Origin of the sequence: Salegentibacter mishustinae (assembly GCF_002900095.1) — a bacterium.
Classification (GTDB): domain Bacteria; phylum Bacteroidota; class Bacteroidia; order Flavobacteriales; family Flavobacteriaceae; genus Salegentibacter; species Salegentibacter mishustinae.
This window is the reverse complement of record NZ_LLKN01000002.1, coordinates 200598-220901: the sequence shown is the minus strand read 5'-3', so window position 1 is coordinate 220901 and position 20304 is coordinate 200598. Positions and strand designations below refer to the sequence as shown.

Annotated in this window: 19 protein-coding genes; 9 read left to right on the top strand and 10 right to left on the bottom strand. The window is 38.0% G+C overall.

Features of this window, described 5'->3' with window-relative positions; genetic code table 11:
* Positions 1-11 precede the first annotated feature (11 nt).
* Positions 12-659, top strand: a complete 648-nt coding sequence (gene aat, locus APB85_RS03890) for a leucyl/phenylalanyl-tRNA--protein transferase (RefSeq protein ID WP_057482850.1) — start codon at positions 12-14, stop codon at positions 657-659.
* A 37-nt stretch (positions 660-696) separates the two neighbouring features.
* On the opposite strand, the gene APB85_RS03885 is transcribed toward aat, so the two are convergent.
* The 8 genes from APB85_RS03885 to APB85_RS03850 all read right to left on the bottom strand — a co-directional run bounded on the left by APB85_RS03885 (position 697) and on the right by APB85_RS03850 (position 5439).
* Positions 697-1278 (bottom strand): DNA-3-methyladenine glycosylase I, encoded by a 582-nt coding sequence (locus APB85_RS03885; protein ID WP_057482851.1) that lies wholly within the window; start codon positions 1276-1278, stop codon positions 697-699.
* Positions 1279-1280: 2 nt separating this feature from the next.
* Complete coding sequence (locus tag APB85_RS03880; RefSeq protein WP_057482852.1) at positions 1281-1994, bottom strand: energy transducer TonB family protein; 714 nt, start codon at positions 1992-1994, stop codon at positions 1281-1283.
* A gap of 30 nt (positions 1995-2024) precedes the next feature.
* Positions 2025-2738: a tRNA pseudouridine(55) synthase TruB gene (truB, locus tag APB85_RS03875; RefSeq protein ID WP_057483000.1), complete on the bottom strand. Its 714-nt coding sequence runs from the start codon at positions 2736-2738 to the stop codon at positions 2025-2027.
* Positions 2739-2754: 16 nt separating this feature from the next.
* The gene (locus APB85_RS03870) at positions 2755-3549 is read right to left on the bottom strand and encodes an undecaprenyl-diphosphate phosphatase (RefSeq protein WP_057482853.1); all 795 of its coding nucleotides are present in this window, start codon (positions 3547-3549) and stop codon (positions 2755-2757) included.
* 6 nt (positions 3550-3555) lie between these two features.
* Positions 3556-3807: a DUF3098 domain-containing protein gene (locus tag APB85_RS03865; RefSeq protein WP_057482854.1), complete on the bottom strand. Its 252-nt coding sequence runs from the start codon at positions 3805-3807 to the stop codon at positions 3556-3558.
* 167 nt (positions 3808-3974) lie between these two features.
* A complete protein-coding gene (locus tag APB85_RS03860; protein ID WP_057482855.1) occupies positions 3975-4310 on the bottom strand; it encodes a hypothetical protein in 336 nt (111 codons plus the stop codon).
* Positions 4311-4526: 216 nt separating this feature from the next.
* On the bottom strand, positions 4527-5156 hold the full coding sequence (locus APB85_RS03855) for a metallophosphatase domain-containing protein (protein WP_057482856.1): 630 nt from the start codon (positions 5154-5156) through the stop codon (positions 4527-4529).
* A 70-nt stretch (positions 5157-5226) separates the two neighbouring features.
* Positions 5227-5439 (bottom strand): hypothetical protein, encoded by a 213-nt coding sequence (locus APB85_RS03850; RefSeq protein WP_057482857.1) that lies wholly within the window; start codon positions 5437-5439, stop codon positions 5227-5229.
* A gap of 183 nt (positions 5440-5622) precedes the next feature.
* On the opposite strand from APB85_RS03850, the gene APB85_RS03845 reads away from it, so the two are divergent.
* Positions 5623-7146, top strand: a complete 1524-nt coding sequence (locus APB85_RS03845) for an AsmA family protein (protein ID WP_057482858.1) — start codon at positions 5623-5625, stop codon at positions 7144-7146.
* Here APB85_RS03845 and APB85_RS03840 read toward each other — a convergent pair.
* On the bottom strand, positions 7143-7976 hold the full coding sequence (locus APB85_RS03840) for a universal stress protein (protein ID WP_057482859.1): 834 nt from the start codon (positions 7974-7976) through the stop codon (positions 7143-7145). The two genes, APB85_RS03845 and APB85_RS03840, sit on opposite strands and share 4 nt — an antisense overlap.
* A gap of 159 nt (positions 7977-8135) precedes the next feature.
* On the opposite strand from APB85_RS03840, the gene rimP reads away from it, so the two are divergent.
* Genes rimP through infB form a run of 3 tightly spaced genes read left to right on the top strand, consistent with a single transcriptional unit; the run spans position 8136 to position 12678 of the window.
* Positions 8136-8597, top strand: coding sequence for a ribosome assembly cofactor RimP (gene rimP / locus APB85_RS03835; protein WP_057482860.1), 462 nt, complete (start codon positions 8136-8138; stop codon positions 8595-8597).
* Positions 8598-8609: 12 nt separating this feature from the next.
* A complete protein-coding gene (nusA, locus tag APB85_RS03830; protein ID WP_057482861.1) occupies positions 8610-9842 on the top strand; it encodes a transcription termination factor NusA in 1233 nt (410 codons plus the stop codon).
* A 55-nt stretch (positions 9843-9897) separates the two neighbouring features.
* Complete coding sequence (gene infB / locus APB85_RS03825; RefSeq protein ID WP_057482862.1) at positions 9898-12678, top strand: translation initiation factor IF-2; 2781 nt, start codon at positions 9898-9900, stop codon at positions 12676-12678.
* 142 nt (positions 12679-12820) lie between these two features.
* Here the strand turns inward: infB and APB85_RS03820 are convergent, their stop codons facing one another.
* Positions 12821-13210 carry an SPOR domain-containing protein gene (locus tag APB85_RS03820; protein WP_057482863.1) on the bottom strand — a complete coding sequence of 130 codons (390 nt, stop codon included), beginning with the start codon at positions 13208-13210 and terminating at the stop codon, positions 12821-12823.
* A 222-nt stretch (positions 13211-13432) separates the two neighbouring features.
* On the opposite strand from APB85_RS03820, the gene APB85_RS03815 reads away from it, so the two are divergent.
* From APB85_RS03815 to APB85_RS03800, 4 genes are read left to right on the top strand one after another with little or no spacing between them, the layout of a single operon-like run.
* Positions 13433-14803 carry a cytochrome c3 family protein gene (locus APB85_RS03815; protein ID WP_057482864.1) on the top strand — a complete coding sequence of 457 codons (1371 nt, stop codon included), beginning with the start codon at positions 13433-13435 and terminating at the stop codon, positions 14801-14803.
* A gap of 53 nt (positions 14804-14856) precedes the next feature.
* Positions 14857-17925, top strand: a complete 3069-nt coding sequence (locus tag APB85_RS03810; protein WP_057482865.1) for a TAT-variant-translocated molybdopterin oxidoreductase — start codon at positions 14857-14859, stop codon at positions 17923-17925.
* Between the two features lie 32 nt (positions 17926-17957).
* Complete coding sequence (gene nrfD, locus APB85_RS03805) at positions 17958-19766, top strand: NrfD/PsrC family molybdoenzyme membrane anchor subunit (protein ID WP_083482227.1); 1809 nt, start codon at positions 17958-17960, stop codon at positions 19764-19766.
* Between the two features lie 5 nt (positions 19767-19771).
* Positions 19772-20299 carry a DUF3341 domain-containing protein gene (locus APB85_RS03800; protein ID WP_057482866.1) on the top strand — a complete coding sequence of 176 codons (528 nt, stop codon included), beginning with the start codon at positions 19772-19774 and terminating at the stop codon, positions 20297-20299.
* Positions 20300-20304 lie beyond the last annotated feature (5 nt).

Sequence of the window (20304 nt, the reverse complement as noted above, 5' to 3'; positions counted from 1 at the left end):
ATACTGGTTAATTGCATTATTTACAACATAACGAAAAATTCCCACCCGTTTCTGATACCGATGAACACGGGCTTCTGGCTATTGGTGGTGAATTGAGTATTCCGCGATTAATCTATGCCTATAACCACGGGATTTTTCCCTGGTATGATGCTTCCCAGCCTTTACTTTGGTGGAGTCCAGACCCAAGAATGGTGCTTTTTCCGAAGAACTTAAAAGTCTCTAAGAGTATGAAACAGTTGCTCAGAAAAGAGAAGTTTAAAGTAACTTTTAATAAAGATTTTAGGGCAGTAATAGAAGCCTGTGCCGACATAAGACGTGAAGGCCAGCACGGCACCTGGATTACCCAGGAAATGATAGATTGCTTTGGCGATTTACACGAGCTTAATATAGCGCATTCTGTAGAAGTTTGGGAAGACGATAATTTAGTTGGTGGTCTTTATGGAATTTACCTGGAGGATAAGAAAGTTTTCTGTGGGGAAAGTATGTTTACCAGGGCAAGTAACGCTTCTAAATATGGATTTATAACCCTGGTAAGAAAATTAAAAAAGGAAGGAGTAAAGCTTATAGACTGCCAGGTGTATACACAGCATTTGGAAAGCTTGGGGGCAGAGGAAATTTCACGTGACGAATTTCTTAGCTATTTAGAATCCCCTGCTTAAATTTTAACCAAAACGTATTTTAAATAAAAACTACTATTTATTTTCCCAGCTCTTTTACTTCTGAATGTCTAAAACAAGATATTTCGTGATCGTTCACCATTCCTGTAGCCTGCATATGGGCGTACAATACCGTAGAACCAACAAATTTGAAGCCCTTCTTTTTAAGGTCTTTGCTTAATTTATCACTAATAGCAGTAGTTGCCGGCGCATTCTTATAGTCTTCAACTTCATTTTGAATAGGATCACCATCCACGAAGTCCCAAATGTATTTACTAAAACTGCTGAATTCTTTCTGAACTTCCATAAAGGCCTTAGCATTAGTTACTGTGGCTCGAATCTTCAATTTATTTCTGATAATTCCCGGATTTTGAAGTAATTCCTGAATTTTTTCTTCGGAATAATTAGCGATTTTTTTATAATCAAAATCATCAAAAGCTTCCCTGAAGTTCTCGCGTTTTCGTAACACGGTAATCCAGCTTAAACCTGCCTGAAAGGTTTCTAGAATAAGAAATTCAAAAATAGTATCATCATCATACACGGGTACACCCCATTCATTATCGTGATAAGCTTCGTAGAGTGCATCACCTTCACACCATCCGCAGCGGTTTAGTTTTTTCATTTTTAAGGTTTAAAATTGTAAGTGATTGTGCCAGGTTGCTCATTTCTTCCTGCTAAGCGTGAAAACCTTGCATTTAAAGCGTATTCGAGCGCTTTTTCGGTTAAGCATTCGTTGTCTGAGTTTGAACTAGCTTTGTTAATATTAGTATCTATAACCCGTCCTTCAGCATCTACCGTAATGTTTACTACAATTTTTCCCGGAAGGTCACAGGTGTAAATGGGATTTGGAATGGAAACGGCATTTCTACCGCGAAGCGAAAATGAAATAGAGCTATTTCGCAAACTCCCAGATTGGGTTGAAACATCTTCTGAAGTGTTATCACCATCAGATCTTTTTTTGTTCTTCGATTTTTTTCCGGTAGCAAAAGTTCCGATTGTAGAAGCGCTATTGTCACTGTCTGAACTTTGTTCCTGCCGGGCACTGTTTCTCTCCAGAATTTCGTCGAGTTCCCGGTTAAAATTCTCTTCCCGTGCTTCCTGATTTTCGTTGAATGCTTTATGCGTTTTTGGTGAATTTCGGGTGGTTTTTGGCTTAAGTTCTTCTTCTGGTTTCTCCTCTTCTGTCTCCTCAGCTTCGGTATATTCTTCTAAATCTACCAGCATTTGCTGTTCTATTTTTTTCTTCTGTGATAAGTTGAAATTATAAAGTCCAAGAATTAATACCGAACAAAAAAGTACGGTAATAATAAGGGCTTTATGTTTTTCGAAAAAATCCATGCTATAAAACAAAACCTAAGCTGGTTTATTTTATGCTGAAGGTAGTAATTTTTCAAAAGACTCAAGGTCTAGAGCATTCTCTATGCCGAATTCTCCAACACGGGTGCGCTTGAGGGAGGAAAGATAAGCGCCGGAATTTAGCGCCAGGCCAAAGTCGTTAGCCATACTCCTTATATAGGTGCCTTTGCTGCAAACTATTCTAAAATCCACTTCAGGGAATCGGGGTGCATCAACCTCAAACTCTTTTATGGTCACAGGTCTGCTTTCTACTTTCACTTCTTCTCCCTTTCGGGCATACTCATAAAGTCTTTTGCCATCTTTTTTTAAAGCTGAAAAAACCGGAGGTATTTGCTCTATTTCTCCTGTGAATTTCTGGGCTGCTTCTTCTAGATTTTCTTTAGAAATATGGCTTGTTTCAAAAGTTTTGTCAACTTTGGTTTCCATATCAAAAGAAGGAGTGGTGGCGCCCAGGGTAAAGGTGCCGGTGTATTCTTTCTCTGTTCCCTGAAGTTCGGGTATTCTTTTGGTGAATTTACCAGTGCAGATAACCAAAACGCCGGTTGCTAAAGGATCTAAAGTGCCGGCATGACCTACTTTTATCTTTTTTATTCCGGAGCTCTTTCTAATTAGCCAACGCACTTTATTAACTAACTGAAAAGAAGTCCACTCCAGGGGTTTATCAAAGACCAGAATTTGGCCGTTTTTGAAATCTTCAGGAGTAAATTTTTCAATTTCTGTAGTCATAAAAATTCTTCTATTTCTAATTATAATATGCAACGGCTATAGAGACAATTCCTGCAATAAAGCAGTAAATAGCAAAATAGGAGAGTTTACTTTTTCTAACAATACTAATCATCCACGTGCATGCTGCAAGCCCGGCGATAAAGGAAGTGGCAAAACCTATTGCAAGCACAGAGAAAGAAGTAGAGCTTTCCATTAAATTCCCGTCTAATAGGTCTTTTGCAATTTTCCCTAATATTAATGGTACTACCATTAAAAACGAAAATCTTGCGGCTTTGGTTTTATCGTTTCCTAATAATACCGAAGTAGAAATTGTAGCCCCACTTCTGGAGATTCCTGGTAAAATTGCGATAGCTTGAGCAACACCTATTACAAAAGCATTACTGTAACTTACCGGTTTATTAGTGTTTTTTGCCTTATCTGCCAGCCACAACAAGAGTGCCGTCACAATAAGCATAAACCCAACAAATATGATGTTTCCACCAAACAGGCTTTCTAATTGTTCTTCAAAGAATAGACCGATTAGCGCTGCGGGAATCATAGACAGCACAATTTTTAGAGAAAATTTAAATTCTTCATTCCATTTAAACTGGAAAAGTCCTTTAAAAATCTCTGCGACGTCTTTTCTAAACACCACTACGGTGCTCAATGCGGTTGCGGCGTGAAGAATAACGGTAAAGAGTAAGGATTCACTAGGGATACTGTTATCGCCTAATAATGCCTTGCCAAGTTCCAGGTGACCGCTGGAAGAAACGGGTAGAAATTCGGTTAGCCCCTGGATAATTCCCAGAATGGCAGCATCTAATTCGTTCAATGTAATTTACTTTTTGGGATTTAAAAGAATAGCATATACTTCTATGGCGAAACCAAGTAGTATTAAAGTTGGTGCCAAACGAATGCGCTGAAAATTATAGATATCTGGGTTAAAAGTATTTGGATCGTCACTTCCGCCACCGGCCATAAGGATAAAACCCAGTGCAATTACTGCCAGCCCAATAAACATAAACTGGTAGTTCTTCTTTTCAAAAATGAAATATTTTTTGTGATCTGTAGGTTGCTGATTTTTACTCATAGTGTCTCGTTAACGCTGCAAAAATATTTGAATTGTAACATTTCGCTCAAAAAGTTCAAAATTAACCAATTTAAGTTAAAACAAGAGTAAGGTATATGCTTAATTATTGAATAATAAAAAAGCCATACGGTAGGGCGTATGGCTTTAATCTTTAGCGGCTTATAGTATTAAGCAGCGTGAAAAATGCTGTAATGATTTAAAGCTTCCTGGTAAAAACCCATGCTTTTTTCATCTTTCTTTAAACAGGATTTTAGAAAACGTTCTAAGTCCTGGCATTCAAAAGTAATTCCTGTGTACTTCCTCTTTCCTACTGGTATCTGTAAATCTACCGTATGCTCTTTATAGTTAATTCTTACATTCTTGGCATCAAAATATTTTTTGATAATAGCGCGATGCAAAATAGTGTAATTTGAATCTTCTCCTGAGTTTAAGTGAAAGATGCTATACGAGATCAAGCTTTTAAACTCATCTAGCGTAGCATTAGGGTTAGTATTAAATTCCATAGGTGTTGGTATTATAGGTGTTAGCGTTTGCTAAATTACACTTAGATTTCTTTATCTCTGTTAAAAAACTTTTAATAATCCTATGATTAGCAAATATTTAACGACTAAAGCATCTTTTTTGATTTTTATTAAACTTTAATGCTTGAGATTGAATGAATTATCTTACAGATTATTTAAGGGTATTCCCTTATAACGATAAAAAGAAGTTTTTTGTATCTACTTAATAATTACTTCTAGCGGTTTATGCAGATATCTATCCTTGTTATCTAAACAGGAGGCGTTAATAAATTTTGTTCCCGAAATAGAAGTAATTCCGTAAGAATCGTGTACGTGACCAAAAATATGGAATTCTATTTGTCGATTTTGCAAGGTTTTTAATAAAGAAGCGCAGCCAGCGTGCCTGCCATTATTTAATACATCTTTAATCTTGTAAGGTGGAGTATGGGTAATAAGAACCTGGGTGTCTTCGGGGATTTGCTCCCAGTGTTTACTTATTTCCTGGGTTAGTATTTCATTGAAAGCCCATGTGCCGTTTCCGGGTGTTATCGGGGAACCCCAAAATTTTATATTATTGATGGTAATGCCATCGTTCTTTAGATAACATATATTTTGCGGAATGATCTTCTGGATATTTTTATCCTCGTTTTTTTCAAAATAGAAATCGTGGTTACCGGCAATAAATATTTTGTGTTGATGTGGCTGTGAAGAAAACCATTCCAGAAAATCTAACACTTCTCTTTTAGTGCCACCTTCGGTAATATCTCCTGCGTGAATTAAGACATCACCATCAGGAATTGGGATTTGATGGTGTTTATTATGAGTATCTGAAATACAAATGAGCTTCATGGTAAGGAATATAAAAAAATCCGAAGATTCATGTCTTCGGATTTTTAATATGATGATAATTTAAAAATTTCTAATCCTCGTCTTCTTCTTCCGAAGAAATATAGTCTTTATCTATAGGTAGTAATTTGTTTGTTATCCTGGTTAAGGAAAAAGCAATTATTACCGCTGTTACCGCAAAGAACAAAAATTTGATCAATAGACTATCACTAAGCGCAAAGCTATAAACCGCTAAAAAGATTTCTACGGTTATGAATATTACTTTGATGCTTAATTTAAAAATCATGATTTCTGTTAGGTTGTTTGGACAAATATACAATCAAAAACCATTGAAAATTTGATGTTTATAGCCTTTTGCTAAAATTTAACGCAAAGAAAACTTCGGGGTTAATTTTTTAAGTTAAAAACTCTTAAACAAGGATACTTAGTGTTTTGAAATTGTAAATTTCAATGGTAAAAAAATAAAGATTTGAAGAAAAGATCTAAAATAATTCTCGGTTTTATTGTTGTTCTAATAGTGTTGGTGGTTGCTATTATTGGCGGCAATCTATTTATAGAAAATAAAATGGCAACCGCACTTCAGGAAAATTTAAGCAAGGCTGAATTTAAATATGAAAATCTTAATGCCAGTATTTTAGGAAGGAGTGCTTCCTTAAGTAAGGCGGTTTATAGGAAAAATGGAATACAAATTAATGCGGAAGAGATAGAACTTGATGGTATTGATATTCTGGCATACCTAAGCAATAAGAAAATTGAAATTTCTAGCCTTAAACTTGTCAAACCGGAAGTAGCAATTTATACCGAAGCCCAAAAGGAAAAGAAAAAAGATAGCTCTAAAAATGGAAATTCAACAAAATTAGACCTGCTGATCAAATCTATAGAGGTTGCTAATGCAAGTTTTAAAATGGCTAAAAACGATTCGGTTAAAAACCAACTTTTTGCCAGCATTCCGTCGTTGAATATGAAAGATGTAACTGCAGATAATGAATCTTTGAAAAATGGGCTTCCGTTTAAATATGAACAGCTTCAAATGACTTCAGATAGTTTATTTTTCAATTTTAATGATCAACATGATTTGTTTCTAGAGAAGATGAAAATGGACGGTATTTCCCTTACGTTCAATAAGATCAATATTAAACCTTTGTATGATAAGCAGGAATTTCAGCAGCATATTCCGTATGAGAAAGATAGGTTCGATCTAAGTATCGAGGAACTGGCGCTTAATTCTTTTAACTGGAATCTAAAAAATGATTCGCTTAGCCTCTTAAGTGAAAATATGAAAATTGCGAATGGCGATATAAAGATTTACCGTGATAAGCGCGTAAAAGACGATACGCGCCAAAAGCCAATGTATAGTAAAATGATTAGGGAGTTACCTATTAAACTAAAGTTGGATACTATTAGGGTGAAAAATCTAGCTATACAATATGAAGAATTGGTGAAGGCTAAAAGAGGAGCGGGTAAGGTTACTTTTAAAAATCTTGATGCCAGTATTTATAATATTACGAATGTGGGAATGTCTAAAAAGGATTTTCCCTCTACAGATATTGATGTGCAAACTCAGTTTATGGGGGAGGCTAGTCTTAATGTAAATTGGAATTTTGATATTTCTAATAAAGCAGATGCATTTACTATTTCAGGACAAATGGACAGGATTTCCAGTGAGGGAATTAATGAATTTTTGAAGCCTGCGTTAAATGTGAAATCTGAAGGCGGAATTAGAGATATGCGATTCAATTTTGCCGGGAATAATCAAAACTCTACCGGAGATATGAAACTGATTTATGATAATTTTAAAGTAGAAGTACTTAAAGAAGATGGGGAAGAAAAGAATAAGCTTCTCTCGGCCCTGGCAAATCTAATAGTGAATAACGAGGCTACTTCTGCAGAAAAAGAGCAAAAAAATATCAAAACCAAACGCACCCAAACTAAGTCGTTTTGGAACTATTTATGGAAAAATATTAGAAATGGAGCTTTAAAATCTTTTCTCTAAACGATCTTAAAAGTTACCACCGGCATTTTTGCGTGGTTCACCAGGTCTTCGCTTATGCTGCCATTAAAGAAATGAGCTAAACCTTTATGCCCGTGAGTGCCAATTCCAATTAAGGTTTTCTGCTTTTTTAAAGCGAAATTTAAAATCCCTTTTTCTACACTTACATCGTTGTAAATATGTATGGTATAATCTTTAACAGAGGTGTCTAGAACAAAATTTTCTATACGCTTCCTAACTTCGTTGCTGGTAATAAAGTTATTAGGAGTGTTTATGAAAAGAATATGAAATTTAGATTCTGTTAGTTTAGAGAATTCGTAAGCGGCTTCCAGTGTTTTTTTGCTATTAATATCAGCATCTGTAGCAAAAATAAAGTTCTCAACCTCAAAGTTTTCATGCTCGTTTTTAATTACGAGTACAGGAATAGTTGAGGTGCGTACTACTTTTTCGGTATTACTGCCAATAAACATTTCTTTGAAACCGCTGGCGCCGTGTGATCCCATTACAATCATATCACATTTGTATTCCTGGCTTACCTCCATAATTCCTTCAAAAGCCTGGTGGAACATAACGGTTTCGTGAACTTTAATGTCTTTTAGAAAAGGCCTGGCCATAAGTTTTGCAAAACGCTGGTGAGCTAATTTCATAAAGAAAATAGATTCCGGTAAATTTTGACTGCTGCCACCACCTACAGGATCTATAAGCTGCAAAGGTAGTTCTAACATATGCAAAAGGTAGATCTCGCTATCGTGTTTTTTTGCTAATTGAGCAGCTATTTTTAGGGCGTGTTCGGCCGTATCAGAAAAGTCGGTTGGAACGAGTATCTTTTTCATAGATTCTTCTAAGAGATTAAAAATGATTGCTTTATTAAAGTTAAGAATAAAATTTCATTTAAGGTCTGGTTTTCTTTCTCTGAAATTATTATTATATTTGCAGCGTTGAAACTAAAAAAGTACAGCGAGGGGACATAAAGTCCCCTCTTTTTATAAGCTATGTTGCAGGATAAAGTAGAAAATTTGTTGAAGGAAGCTTTCCAGGAAAATAATTCACTATTTTTAATAGACCTTAATATCACGAAAGACAACAAGATTTCTGTCGTAATAGACGGTGATAATGGGGTTTCTGTTAACGATTGTATCGCGGTAAGCCGCAAAGTTGAACACAATCTAGACAGGGAAGAAGAGGATTTTTCTTTGGAAGTTAGCTCGGCAGGAGTTTCTGAACCTTTGCGCCTGGAACGGCAATACCGGAAAAACCTGGGTAGAAAACTGCAGGTGACTACCAATAACGAAAAAATTGAAGCGACTTTAACTGAAGTAGATCAGAACGGGATTAAGCTAAACTGGAAAGCCAGAGAGCCAAAACCCGTAGGAAAAGGAAAGCATACCGTGCAAAAGGAAGCGGTATTACCATATTCTGAGATTACCGATGCTAAAGTTATGATAACATTTTAACCTCAAATTGATATGGAAAATATCGCCTTGATTGAGTCATTTTCAGAGTTTAAGGATGACAAATTGATAGATCGTGTAACGCTAATGGCCATCCTGGAAGATGTGTTTAGGAGTGCGTTAAAGAAAAAGTATGGTGAAGACGATAATTTTGATATTATTGTAAACCCAGATAAAGGAGATCTCGAGATTTGGAGAAACAGGGTTGTGGTTGCCGATGGAGAGGTGGAAGATCCTAACCAGGAGATCTCTCTTGCTGAAGCTAGAAAAATTGAGCCCGATTTTGAAGTTGGTGAAGATGTATCAGAAGAAGTAAAACTTGTAGATTTGGGTCGTCGTGCTATTTTGGCTTTAAGGCAAAACCTTATATCTAAAATTCACGAACACGATAACACTAATATTTTCAAGCACTTTAAAGAGCTTGAAGGCGAAATTTACACCGCAGAAGTTCATCATATTAGGCACAGGGCAATTATTTTGTTAGACGATGAAGGTAACGAAATCGTTTTGCCAAAAGATCGCCAAATTCCTTCAGATTTCTTCAGAAAAGGAGATAACGTAAAAGGAATAATAGAAAGTGTAGAGCTTAAAGGAAATAAGCCTACTATTATACTTTCTCGTACTGCGCCGGTTTTCCTTGAAAAACTATTTGAACAGGAGATTCCTGAAGTTTTTGATGGTTTAATTACTATCCAGAACGTGGTTCGTGTTCCCGGAGAAAAAGCAAAAGTAGCGGTAGATACTTACGATGATAGAATTGATCCCGTTGGTGCTTGTGTAGGTATGAAAGGGTCTAGAATACATAGTATTGTTCGTGAGTTGGGGAATGAAAATATAGATGTGATCAATTTCACCAATAACGATCAATTATATATTACCAGGGCGTTGAGTCCTGCAAAAATCACATCTATTAAATTAGATGAGGAAAATAAAACGGCTGAGGTAATGCTTAAGCCGGAAGAAGTTTCTAAAGCTATTGGCCGTGGAGGTCATAATATTAGGCTTGCCGGGCAGTTAACCGGTTATGAAATAGACGTTTTCAGAGAAGGAGTGGAAGAAGATGTAGAATTGAAGGAATTCTCTGATGAAATTGAAGATTGGGTAATCAAAGAATTTTCAAGAGTTGGACTGGACACTGCAAAAAGTGTTTTGGAACAGGAATTGGAGGATCTTATTAGACTTACCGATTTAGAAGAAGAAACCATTCGCGAAGTAGTGAAGGTTTTAAAAGAAGAATTTGAAGAGTAGTAAAAAACTCATTAGAATATAAATAATTAAAAGAGGTTAATTTAGAGGGCAATTTATGGCTGAAGCAAAAACAATGCGACTAAACAAAGTATTACGTGAATTCAATATTTCGTTAGACCGGGCTGTAGAATTTTTAAATTCTAAGGGTCACGATATTGAGGCACGTCCTACTACCAAAATCTCACCCGAAGTTTATCAGGTGCTTTCTGATGAATTTGAGACCGACAAGTCTAAAAAAGTCGAGTCTAAAGAAGTAGGTGAAGAAAAAAGAAAGGAGAAGGAAGAATTGCGTTTAGCAAGAGAGAAAGAGCAGGAAGAGAAACGCAAAGCCGAGGAGAAGAAAGAGACTGAGCATCGTAAGGACGAAGAAACAGTTTCTTCTAGAGCAAAATTGGCCGGTCCTAAAAAAGTAGGTAAAATTGATCTGGATAAAAGGCCGGAGAAGAAAGCCGAAAAAGAAGAGGAAAAGCCAGCGCCAGCGCAACCTGAACAGCCCGAGGAAGCCAAGAAGCCTGAAGCCGAAAAGCCTGAAGCTAAGGAGCAAAAGCCTGAAAAGACTGAATCTCCAAAACCTAAAGAAGAAGCACCTTCTAAAGAGGATCAAAAAGCTGAAACGCCTTCCAAGAAAGAGGAGGAAGCTTCTGCTAAAGAAGAAGAGACAAAAGATCCTGAGTCTATGACTCATAAAACTAATTATACCAAGCTTAACGGCCCTAACTTTACCGGGAAAAAGATTGACCTTTCTCAATTTAAAAAACCGGAAAAGAAAAAAGACGAAAAGAAAGCTGCTGAGGAGAAGAAGGAGAAAGAGAAGCGTAAAAAGCGTCGACGTAGAATTAGTAAAGATGTGAAGCCAGGAGCTTCAAATCAAGGTGGTGGTAAAAAAGGAGCTCCTAGAAAAAGAGCTAAACCTATTACAAAAGAAGAGCCTAGCGAAGAAGAAGTTCAAAAGCAGGTTCGTGAAACCCTTGAAAAACTTCAGGGTAAATCTGGTAAAGGTAAAGGAGCTAAATATAGAAGAGATAAAAGAGATCAACACCGTCAACGTTCAGAAGACGATCTTGCACAACAGGAAACTGACAGCAAGACATTAAAAGTTACAGAATTTGTAACGGTAAGTGAAGTTGCTACGATGATGGATGTGCCGGTAACGAAAGTGATTTCGGCCTGTATGTCTCTTGGAATGATGGTAACAATGAATCAGCGATTAGATGCTGAGACACTTTCTATTGTTGCAGATGAATTTGGTTACGAAGTAGATTTTGTAACTGCAGATATCGAGGAAACAGTAGAAGAAGTTCCTGAAAATCCAGAAGATCTTGAAGATAGAGCGCCAATTGTGACTGTGATGGGTCACGTTGACCACGGTAAAACATCTTTGCTGGATTATATTCGTAAAGAAAATGTTATTGCCGGGGAAAGTGGTGGTATTACACAGCATATTGGAGCCTACGGAGTAGAGCTTAAAAACGGTCAAAGAATGACCTTCCTGGATACTCCCGGTCACGAAGCCTTTACGGCGATGCGTGCTCGTGGTGCACAGGTAACAGATATTGCGATTATTGTAATCGCTGCAGATGATGATGTAATGCCGCAAACCAAAGAGGCTATTTCTCACGCCCAGGCTGCCGGTGTTCCTATTGTATTTGCGATCAATAAATCTGATTTGCCAACGGCGAATCCAGAGAAAATTAAGGAAAAACTGGCAGGTATGAACTTGCTTGTTGAAGACTGGGGTGGTAAAGTTCAGTCTCACGATATATCAGCTAAAACAGGAATGGGAGTGGAAGAGCTTCTTGAGAAAGTTTTACTGGAATCTGAAATTCTTGAATTAAAAGCTAACCCATCTAAGACTGCAACAGGTACAGTAGTAGAGGCTTTCCTTGATAAAGGTAGAGGTTATGTTGCTACTATCCTTGTGCAGGCGGGAACCTTAAAAATTGGGGACTATGTATTAGCAGGTCGCCATAGTGGTAAGGTGAAAGCAATGCACGATGAGCGTGGGCACGAAGTTAAAGAAGCAGGTCCCGCAACGCCGGTTTCTATTCTAGGACTTGATGGTGCGCCGCAAGCGGGTGATAAGTTCAAGGTGATGACTGATGAGCGTGAAGCTAAGGATATCGCCGCTAAGCGTACTCAGTTGCAGCGTGAGCAGAGTGTTAGAACTCAGCGTCACATTACCCTTGATGAGATTGGACGTAGAATTGCTTTAGGTGACTTTAAAGAGCTTAATATTATCCTTAAAGGTGATGTGGATGGTTCTGTAGAAGCCTTGACCGATAGCTTTCTGAAATTGTCTACTGAAGAAATTCAGGTGAATATTATTCATAAAGGCGTAGGTGCCATTACTGAAAGTGATGTGTTACTTGCTTCGGCATCAGATGCGGTAATTATCGGGTTTAATGTTCGTCCTGCTGGAAATGCAAGACAGGTAGCCGATAAGGAAGAAATTGATATTAGAACTTACTCAATTATATACGACGCTATCAATGATCTTAAAGATGCGATGGAAGGAATGTTATCTCCAGAGCTTAAAGAAGAGATTACCGGTACTGCAGAGATCAGGGAAACCTTTAAGATCTCTAAAGTTGGAACCATTGCAGGTTGTATGGTAACTTCTGGTAAGATTTACAGAAATGCTGGAATTCGTTTAATTCGCGACGGAGTTGTGGTTTATACCGGAGAGCTTGCTTCATTAAAACGTTTTAAAGACGATGTGAAGGAAGTTGCAAAAGGATATGACTGTGGTCTTCAGGTTAAGAACTACAATGATATTAAGGAAGGTGATGTAGTTGAATCTTTCCGTGAAGTAGAAGTTAAAAAGAAACTTAAATAATTAGGTTTACTAATGAATAAAAAAAGCGGCTTTAGGCCGCTTTTTTTATGTTTTGTTTTTACTCGATAATCGAGATTTAATGTTTCAAGAACTTGCTTTCAGTTGAAATGCTAAAGTAGGTTTTAATAGTTATGCTGATAATCTATTTGCGTCGTGGTTTAGGGATAAATGCTGAAGGAAAACTTTCTTTAATCTTTAGAAGAGCTCTATCGGCTTCCAGGCGATTTCTAAAGTTTCCTACCCATACTTTGTAATTAGGGGCTTCGTAGGCGATTAGAGAGGGGTATTCGAACTTACTTCGGTAATCCTTAATAACTTCATTGGCTTCCCCATTATTTCCGTAAAAAAGCTGAATTTTATAACGGTCCCCAATTTCATTATCCTTTCTCATTTCAGCTTTTAATTCTAGTAGTTTAGTGATCTTGTCGTTTTCACTGATATTGACCTGACCTTCTTGGGCTGTTAAATTCAGAAAAGAAATTCCTGAGATAAAACAACTTAACAGAAGTTTGTTTAAGCTTAATTTTCTCATAGTTATTTATTTAAGGCAAAAGTATAATTTAATAACTTAAACAAGATGTGTTTTATTATTTAGAACTAGTATAAATTACCGATTAACACTTATCTAACATTCCTAAAATCGACTTTAAGTATTACTTTTGTTGCCGAATTTAAGGGTGCGAAATGTTAATATTACTAAGGCTTAAGGCTTTAAAAACCGTACCAAAGTTAAGACGTTAATTCAACTTATAATATGAAAAAGGTGAAATACCGCCACTCAACTTCGCGACTATTGCTATTAAGTGTAGCATTTTTTATCTCATTTAGCGTTTTGGGAATTGCACAGGAGGAGGCTTCGCAAGATGCCGCAGCCGAAGGCCAGGAGCAAACCGATGAATCATCGGATGAATCTTCAGGAGATTCTGCAGCTACGTCAGATCTTGGAGATCCGGCGAATGGAAAATCCTTGTTTAATTCGCTATGTGCTGCCTGCCACAAACCGTATTCAGCTTCTATTGGTCCTGCCCTTCACGGGGTGACCGAGAGACGTGATATGGATTGGTTGTACAGCTGGATCAAGAATAGTCAGGAGTTAATTGCCTCTGGAGATAATGAGGCTGTAGCGATATACGAAGAGTATAATCAAACTGCTATGCCGGCTTTTCCTCAATTATCAAATACTGATATTGATGATATCCTTGCTTACGTAGAACAACCAAAGCCAGAACCGCAAGCGGCGCAAACCGGTGGTGAATCTGCTGGAGGTGAATCTTCAGGTGGAGGTGTTTCGGTAAATGTTATTCTGGGGATTTTGCTTTTCGTTCTGGCGATGCTACTTGTGGTGTTGTTCTTAGTGAACAAAACTTTAAGAAATTTCGCTCAGGCTAGCGGTGTTGTAATTCCTGAAAAACCAAAAAGAAAGCCAATTTGGAAATCTTTTGTTGAAAATCAATTCCTTGTTTTGGTAAGCGCTGTTTTTGGCTTGCTGGTAATTGGTTGGTTCGCTTACGGTTTCTTTATGCAAGTTGGGATTGATCAGGGTTATCAGCCAATTCAACCAATTCATTATTCGCACAGAATTCACGCCGGCGATAACGAGATAGATTGTAAATACTGTCACTCTTCAGCTAGAACTTCTAAGCACTCAGGTATTCCTTCGCTTAATGTTTGTATGAATTGTCACAAAACGATATCTGAAGTTGCACCAGAAACTGCTACCGAAGATTATTCTAAAGAATTTTATGACGGTGAGATCGCTAAGTTATACGATGCGGTAGGCTGGAATCCTGCAGAGCAAGATTATACAGGGGAAGAAAAGCCTGTTAAGTGGGTTAGGATTCATAACCTTCCAGATTTTGCATACTTTAATCACTCGCAGCACGTAACAGTTGCTGGAATTCAGTGTCAAAAATGTCACGGACCAATCCAGGAAATGGAAGTGGTTTATCAGGACGCACCGTTAACTATGGGTTGGTGTATCAACTGTCACCGAGAAACCAATGTTAGAATGGAAGGGAATGAGTATTACGAGAAAATTCACGAAGAATTATCTAAGAAATACGGTGTAGAAGAGCTTACAATTGCTCAAATGGGAGGCCTTGAATGTGCCAAATGCCATTACTAAAATTTTTTTCCCGGTAGTTCGGGGTTAATTAAGAAGTTAATATCTAGATATATATGTCATCAAACAAAAAATACTGGAAAAGTGTTGAAGAGCTAAATGAAAACAGCTCTGTTGTTGAGACGCTCCAACAAAAAGAATTTGCTGAAGAAATTCCGGTTGATGAATTTCTTGGGGATAAAAATTCCCTTGAAAGTTCAAAAACCTCAAGAAGGGATTTCTTAAAATATGTTGGGTTTAGTACAGCAGCGGCCTCATTGGCTGCTTGTGAAGGGCCTGTTATTAAATCTATTCCTTACGTGGTGCAACCGGAGCGTATTGTTCCTGGTGTAGCTAATTACTATGCCTCTACCATTGCAGATGGTTTTGATTTTGCCAGCGTATTGGTAAAAACCAGGGAAGGAAGACCTATTAAGATTGAAAATAATGAATTATCGAAGTCTAAAGGCGGGGTTAACTCTCGTGTACACGCTTCGGTATTGTCAATGTATGACGCTAATAGGGTGAAACGCCCAATGATTGAAGGAAGAAATGTTTCCTGGGAAGAGTTTGACCGTGAGGTTGGAAGTGCCCTTGAGAATGTTTCTGGTGATATGATTTTGTTAACTCAAACATTTGCCAGTCCTTCAACTACAAAATTAATCAATGAATTTTCAGAAAAGTACCCTAATGTACGTCACGTAGTTTACGATACGGTTTCTGAAAACGATGCTTTAAATGCTTTCCAGTCTAAATTTGGAAAGCGTGCATTACCAAATTACGATTTTTCTAAAGCTGAAACTATTGTTTCTGTAGGAGCCGATTTCCTTGGCGATTGGCAGGGCGGTGGTTATGATGCTGGCTATGCTAAGGGTCGCGTACCTAAGAATGGCAAAATGTCTCGTCACGTTCAGTTTGAATCTAATATGAGTTTAACAGGAGCGAATGCTGATAAGCGTTACCCTGTAACTCCATCTCAGCAAAAAGCCGTGCTGGCTGCGTTGTATGGTTATGTTGCCGGTGGTTCTTCTACCAGTGATTTACCTGCTAAAATAGATGATGCAGTTGTGAAAGCAGCGCGCCAGCTAAGAAAAGCTGGAAGTGGTGCAGTAGTTGTTTCTGGAATTCCAGATGCTAACGCTCAGGCTTTAGTGCTTGAAATTAATGAAGCTCTGGGAAGCACTGTTATGGATGCCGATAATCCTCGTATGATCCGTCAGGGAAATGCTGAAGAAGTTATGCAGGCGGTTGAGGATATGAAATCTGGTTCTGTTGGTGCTGTATTAATGGCTGGGGTGAATCCTGCTTATTCTTTGCCAAACGGGAAAGAGTTTGCTGAAGCTTTAGCGAAGGTTGAAGTTTCTTTAGCTTTTAGTATGAAACCTGATGAAACAGCTCAGTTATGTAAGTTTGTAGCTGCAACTCCACATTACTTAGAGAGCTGGGGTGATATTCAATACACAGCTTCAGACTTTAGTTTGATGCAACCTACAATTAGACCATTATTTGATACAAGACAGTTTCAGGACTGCTTATTAAAATGGACTGATAATGAGAAATCTTATCACGAGTATATTAAAGAAACCTGGAGTGGTAGTATTCCTTCCTGGAATACTGCACTTCACGATGGTGTTTTTAAAGCCACTTCTCCGGTAGAAGTTGGAGCATCTGAAGCTTCAGAATCTATAAATGTTGCAACAGCTGCTAGTGAGTTGGCTCGACCTTCAGAAAATAATGGGATGGAGCTAACGCTTTATACCAAACCTTCTATGGGGGATGGTCAGCAGGCCAATAACCCTTGGTTGCAGGAAATGCCAGATCCATTAACAAGAGCGTCATGGGATAATTACCTTACCATTTCCAAAGCCGATGCTGAATCTATGGGTCTTGAGAACGAAAATGTTTCTAACGGCGGCCTAAACGGAAGTTACGCTAATGTTACATTAGACGGTACTGTAGTTAAAAATGTTCCTGTGCTTATTCAGCCGGGACAGGCCAAAGGTACGGTAGGACTTGCGCTAGGTTATGGTAAGAAAGAAGGGATTCAGGAAGAAATGCAGGTAGGTGTAAATGCTTACCCATTATATAAAAACTTAAACGCAGTACAATCAGTAACTATCGAGAAAGCTCCGGGAGTTCACGAATTTGCTTGCGTTCAGCTTCATAATACCCTAATGGGTCGTGGAGATATTATTAAAGAAACTACATTAGAGGTTTTCAATACTAAAGATGTACACGAATGGAATTCAGTTCCTGAAGTATCTTTAGATCACGTTGAAAAACCGGTAACTTCTCCTGAAGTTGATATGTGGGATGGATTTGATCGTAGTATTGGTCACCATTTTAATCTTTCTATAGATCTTAACGCCTGTACCGGTTGTGGTGCCTGTGTTATTGCCTGTCACGCAGAGAATAATGTTCCTGTAGTAGGGAAAAGTGAAGTGAGACGATCTCGTGATATGCACTGGTTGCGTATTGATAGATATTATTCTTCGGAAGATAGCTTTATAGATGATCTTGATAAGAAAGAAAATATTTCTGGTTTAGGAAGTTCTCTTTCTGAATTTGGAGAATTGGAAGAGCCGGCAGATAATCCTATGGTAGTTTTCCAGCCTGTAATGTGTCAGCACTGTAACCACGCTCCTTGTGAGACTGTGTGTCCGGTTGCTGCAACTTCTCACGGAAGACAGGGGCAAAACCAAATGATCTATAACCGTTGTGTTGGTACAAGATACTGTGCTAACAACTGTCCTTACAAAGTACGTCGTTTCAACTGGTTCAACTATTCTGAAAACGAAGAGTTTGATTACCATATGAATAATGACCTTGGAAGAATGGTTATTAATCCTGATGTAACTGTGCGTTCAAGAGGGGTTATGGAGAAGTGTTCTATGTGTATTCAGAAGACTCAAAAAACCATTCTTGATGCCAAGCGTGAAGGAAGAGTTATTGAAGATGGTGAATTCCAGACAGCTTGTTCTGCAGCTTGTGATAAAGGAGCCATGACATTTGGTGATATTAACAATGAAGGTGCTGTGATTAGAGATAAGAAGGAAGATGACAGGATGTATCATTTATTGGAATATGTGGGTACTAAACCAAACGTTATGTACCAGACCAAAATTAGGAACACAACAGAAGCTTAATAAATTAATAAAGAAATCAATTAAAAAAGGATATGTCTCATTACGAAGCACCTATACGAAAGCCTTTAGTTACCGGGGATAAAAGCTACCACGATGTTACCGTGGATGTAGCTGCGCCGGTAGAGGGAAGGGCTAATAAATCCTGGTGGATTGTCTTTTCAATTGCCCTTATTGCCTTTCTTTGGGGTGTAGGTTGTATAATTTATACTATCTCTACAGGTATTGGAACCTGGGGACTTAATAAAACCGTAGGCTGGGCCTGGGATATTACCAACTTTGTTTGGTGGGTAGGTATTGGTCACGCCGGTACCTTAATTTCAGCCGTACTTTTATTATTCAGGCAAAAATGGAGAATGGCAATTAACCGTTCAGCAGAGGCGATGACCATCTTCTCTGTAATGCAGGCTGGTTTGTTCCCATTAATTCACATGGGACGTCCATGGTTAGCTTATTGGGTACTTCCTATACCAAACCAATTTGGTTCGTTATGGGTAAACTTTAACTCGCCATTGCTTTGGGATGTATTTGCAATTTCAACTTATCTTTCTGTTTCATTGGTATTCTGGTGGACAGGATTACTTCCCGATTTTGCAATGATTCGTGACCGTGCAATTACTCCTTTTAATAAAAAAATCTACGGAATTTTAAGTTTTGGATGGAGTGGGCGTGCAAAAGACTGGCAACGTTTTGAGGAGGTTTCTTTGGTACTTGCCGGTTTGGCAACACCTTTGGTACTTTCTGTACACACCATTGTATCTTTTGACTTTGCTACATCGGTTATACCGGGTTGGCATACCACGATCTTCCCTCCTTACTTTGTTGCAGGAGCGGTATTTTCTGGTTTTGCTATGGTAAACACCCTTCTTATAATTATGAGAAAGGTATCTAATCTTGAAAATTATATTACTGTACAGCATATAGAATTAATGAACATAGTAATTATGATCACCGGTTCTATTGTTGGGGTAGCTTATATTACTGAGTTAGTTATTGCCTGGTACTCTGGAGTAGAGTATGAGCAATATGCATTCCTTAACAGGGCTACCGGGCCTTACGCCTGGGCATATTGGGCAATGATGACGTGTAACGTATTCTCTCCGCAGTTTATGTGGTTTAAGAAGTTACGTACAAGTATTATGTTCTCGTTCTTTATTTCTATTGTGGTAAACATCGGGATGTGGTTTGAGCGTTTTGTGATTATTGTAACATCGCTTCACCGTGATTACCTTCCATCTTCATGGACAATGTTCTCGCCAACATTTGTAGATATTGGAATATTTATTGGAACTCTTGGGTTCTTCTTTGTACTATTCTTATTATATGCAAGGTCTTTCCCTGTAATTGCACAGGCTGAAGTAAAAACAATACTTAAATCCTCTGGAGCGAAGTATAAAAAGCTTAGAGCTGAGCACGGAGATGATGTAAAACATTACACTCCAGTAAACGTAGGGGAGCCAAAGAAAAATATCGATACGAAGGTTGATAAGAAGATGGGTGATGACGATGCTTATAAAGCTGAAGGAGATGATGGGCATAATGAAACTGTAAATGCAGATGGATTAGTGCTTACCGAAGTTCAAAAGGATAGAATAGATACAATGCTAGAAAGAACCGGATCTTATAACCCGGAAAATCAAACAGCAGATAATCTACAAAAGCTTAAAGCAGTAGGTCCTTTCCTTGAACAGCGTTTACACCAGGTAGGTCTTTATACCTATGTTCAGGTAAGTAAACTTACGCAGGATGATTTTGAATTGCTTGATGAAGTGATAGAAAACTTCCCTAACTCTGCACAACGTGAAGATTGGGTGGCACAGGCAACTGAACTAAAAAATAAGTAATTAAGATGGCATCAAAAGTTATACACGCTATTTATAATGATGACGATCTGCTTTTGCAGGGCGTAAAGCAAGTGAGAGAGGCTCGTTATCATATTGGTGAGATTTATACACCAATGCCTGTTCACGGTTTGGATAAAGCGATGGGTCTTGCGCCTACTAGATTGGCAATCACTTCTTTTATGTATGGGGTTGTTGGTTTTGCAGTGGCAGTTGCAATGATGAATTTCATTATGATAGAAGACTGGCCGCAGGATATTGGGGGAAAACCAAGTTTTAGTTTCCTTGAGAATTTACCTGCATTTGTACCTATTATGTTTGAGCTTACCGTATTTTTCGCAGCTCACCTTATGGTAATTACTTTTTATATGAGAAGTAAGTTATGGCCTTTTAAAAAAGCAGAAAATCCAGATGTTAGAACAACTGATGATATGTTCCTTATGGAAGTTGACGTTGCGAATCATAACGTAGATGAATTAACAAAATTCCTTTACGATACCGGAGCTGCTGAAATTAAATTAATAGATAATAAATAGACAGA

Coding starts and splice junctions, on each gene's coding strand:
- APB85_RS03815 (WP_057482864.1), top strand. CDS start 13,433: ATGAAAAAGGTGAAATACCGCCACTCAACTTCGCGACTATTGCTATTA.
- APB85_RS03860 (WP_057482855.1), bottom strand. CDS start 4,310: ATGGAATTTAATACTAACCCTAATGCTACGCTAGATGAGTTTAAAAGC.
- nusA (WP_057482861.1), top strand. CDS start 8,610: ATGGAAAATATCGCCTTGATTGAGTCATTTTCAGAGTTTAAGGATGAC.
- APB85_RS03865 (WP_057482854.1), bottom strand. CDS start 3,807: ATGAGTAAAAATCAGCAACCTACAGATCACAAAAAATATTTCATTTTT.
- APB85_RS03855 (WP_057482856.1), bottom strand. CDS start 5,156: ATGAAGCTCATTTGTATTTCAGATACTCATAATAAACACCATCAAATC.
- APB85_RS03850 (WP_057482857.1), bottom strand. CDS start 5,439: ATGATTTTTAAATTAAGCATCAAAGTAATATTCATAACCGTAGAAATC.
- truB (WP_057483000.1), bottom strand. CDS start 2,738: ATGACTACAGAAATTGAAAAATTTACTCCTGAAGATTTCAAAAACGGC.
- nrfD (WP_083482227.1), top strand. CDS start 17,958: ATGTCTCATTACGAAGCACCTATACGAAAGCCTTTAGTTACCGGGGAT.
- APB85_RS03820 (WP_057482863.1), bottom strand. CDS start 13,210: ATGAGAAAATTAAGCTTAAACAAACTTCTGTTAAGTTGTTTTATCTCA.
- APB85_RS03810 (WP_057482865.1), top strand. CDS start 14,857: ATGTCATCAAACAAAAAATACTGGAAAAGTGTTGAAGAGCTAAATGAA.
- APB85_RS03840 (WP_057482859.1), bottom strand. CDS start 7,976: ATGAAAAAGATACTCGTTCCAACCGACTTTTCTGATACGGCCGAACAC.
- rimP (WP_057482860.1), top strand. CDS start 8,136: ATGTTGCAGGATAAAGTAGAAAATTTGTTGAAGGAAGCTTTCCAGGAA.
- APB85_RS03885 (WP_057482851.1), bottom strand. CDS start 1,278: ATGAAAAAACTAAACCGCTGCGGATGGTGTGAAGGTGATGCACTCTAC.
- APB85_RS03880 (WP_057482852.1), bottom strand. CDS start 1,994: ATGGATTTTTTCGAAAAACATAAAGCCCTTATTATTACCGTACTTTTT.
- infB (WP_057482862.1), top strand. CDS start 9,898: ATGGCTGAAGCAAAAACAATGCGACTAAACAAAGTATTACGTGAATTC.
- APB85_RS03800 (WP_057482866.1), top strand. CDS start 19,772: ATGGCATCAAAAGTTATACACGCTATTTATAATGATGACGATCTGCTT.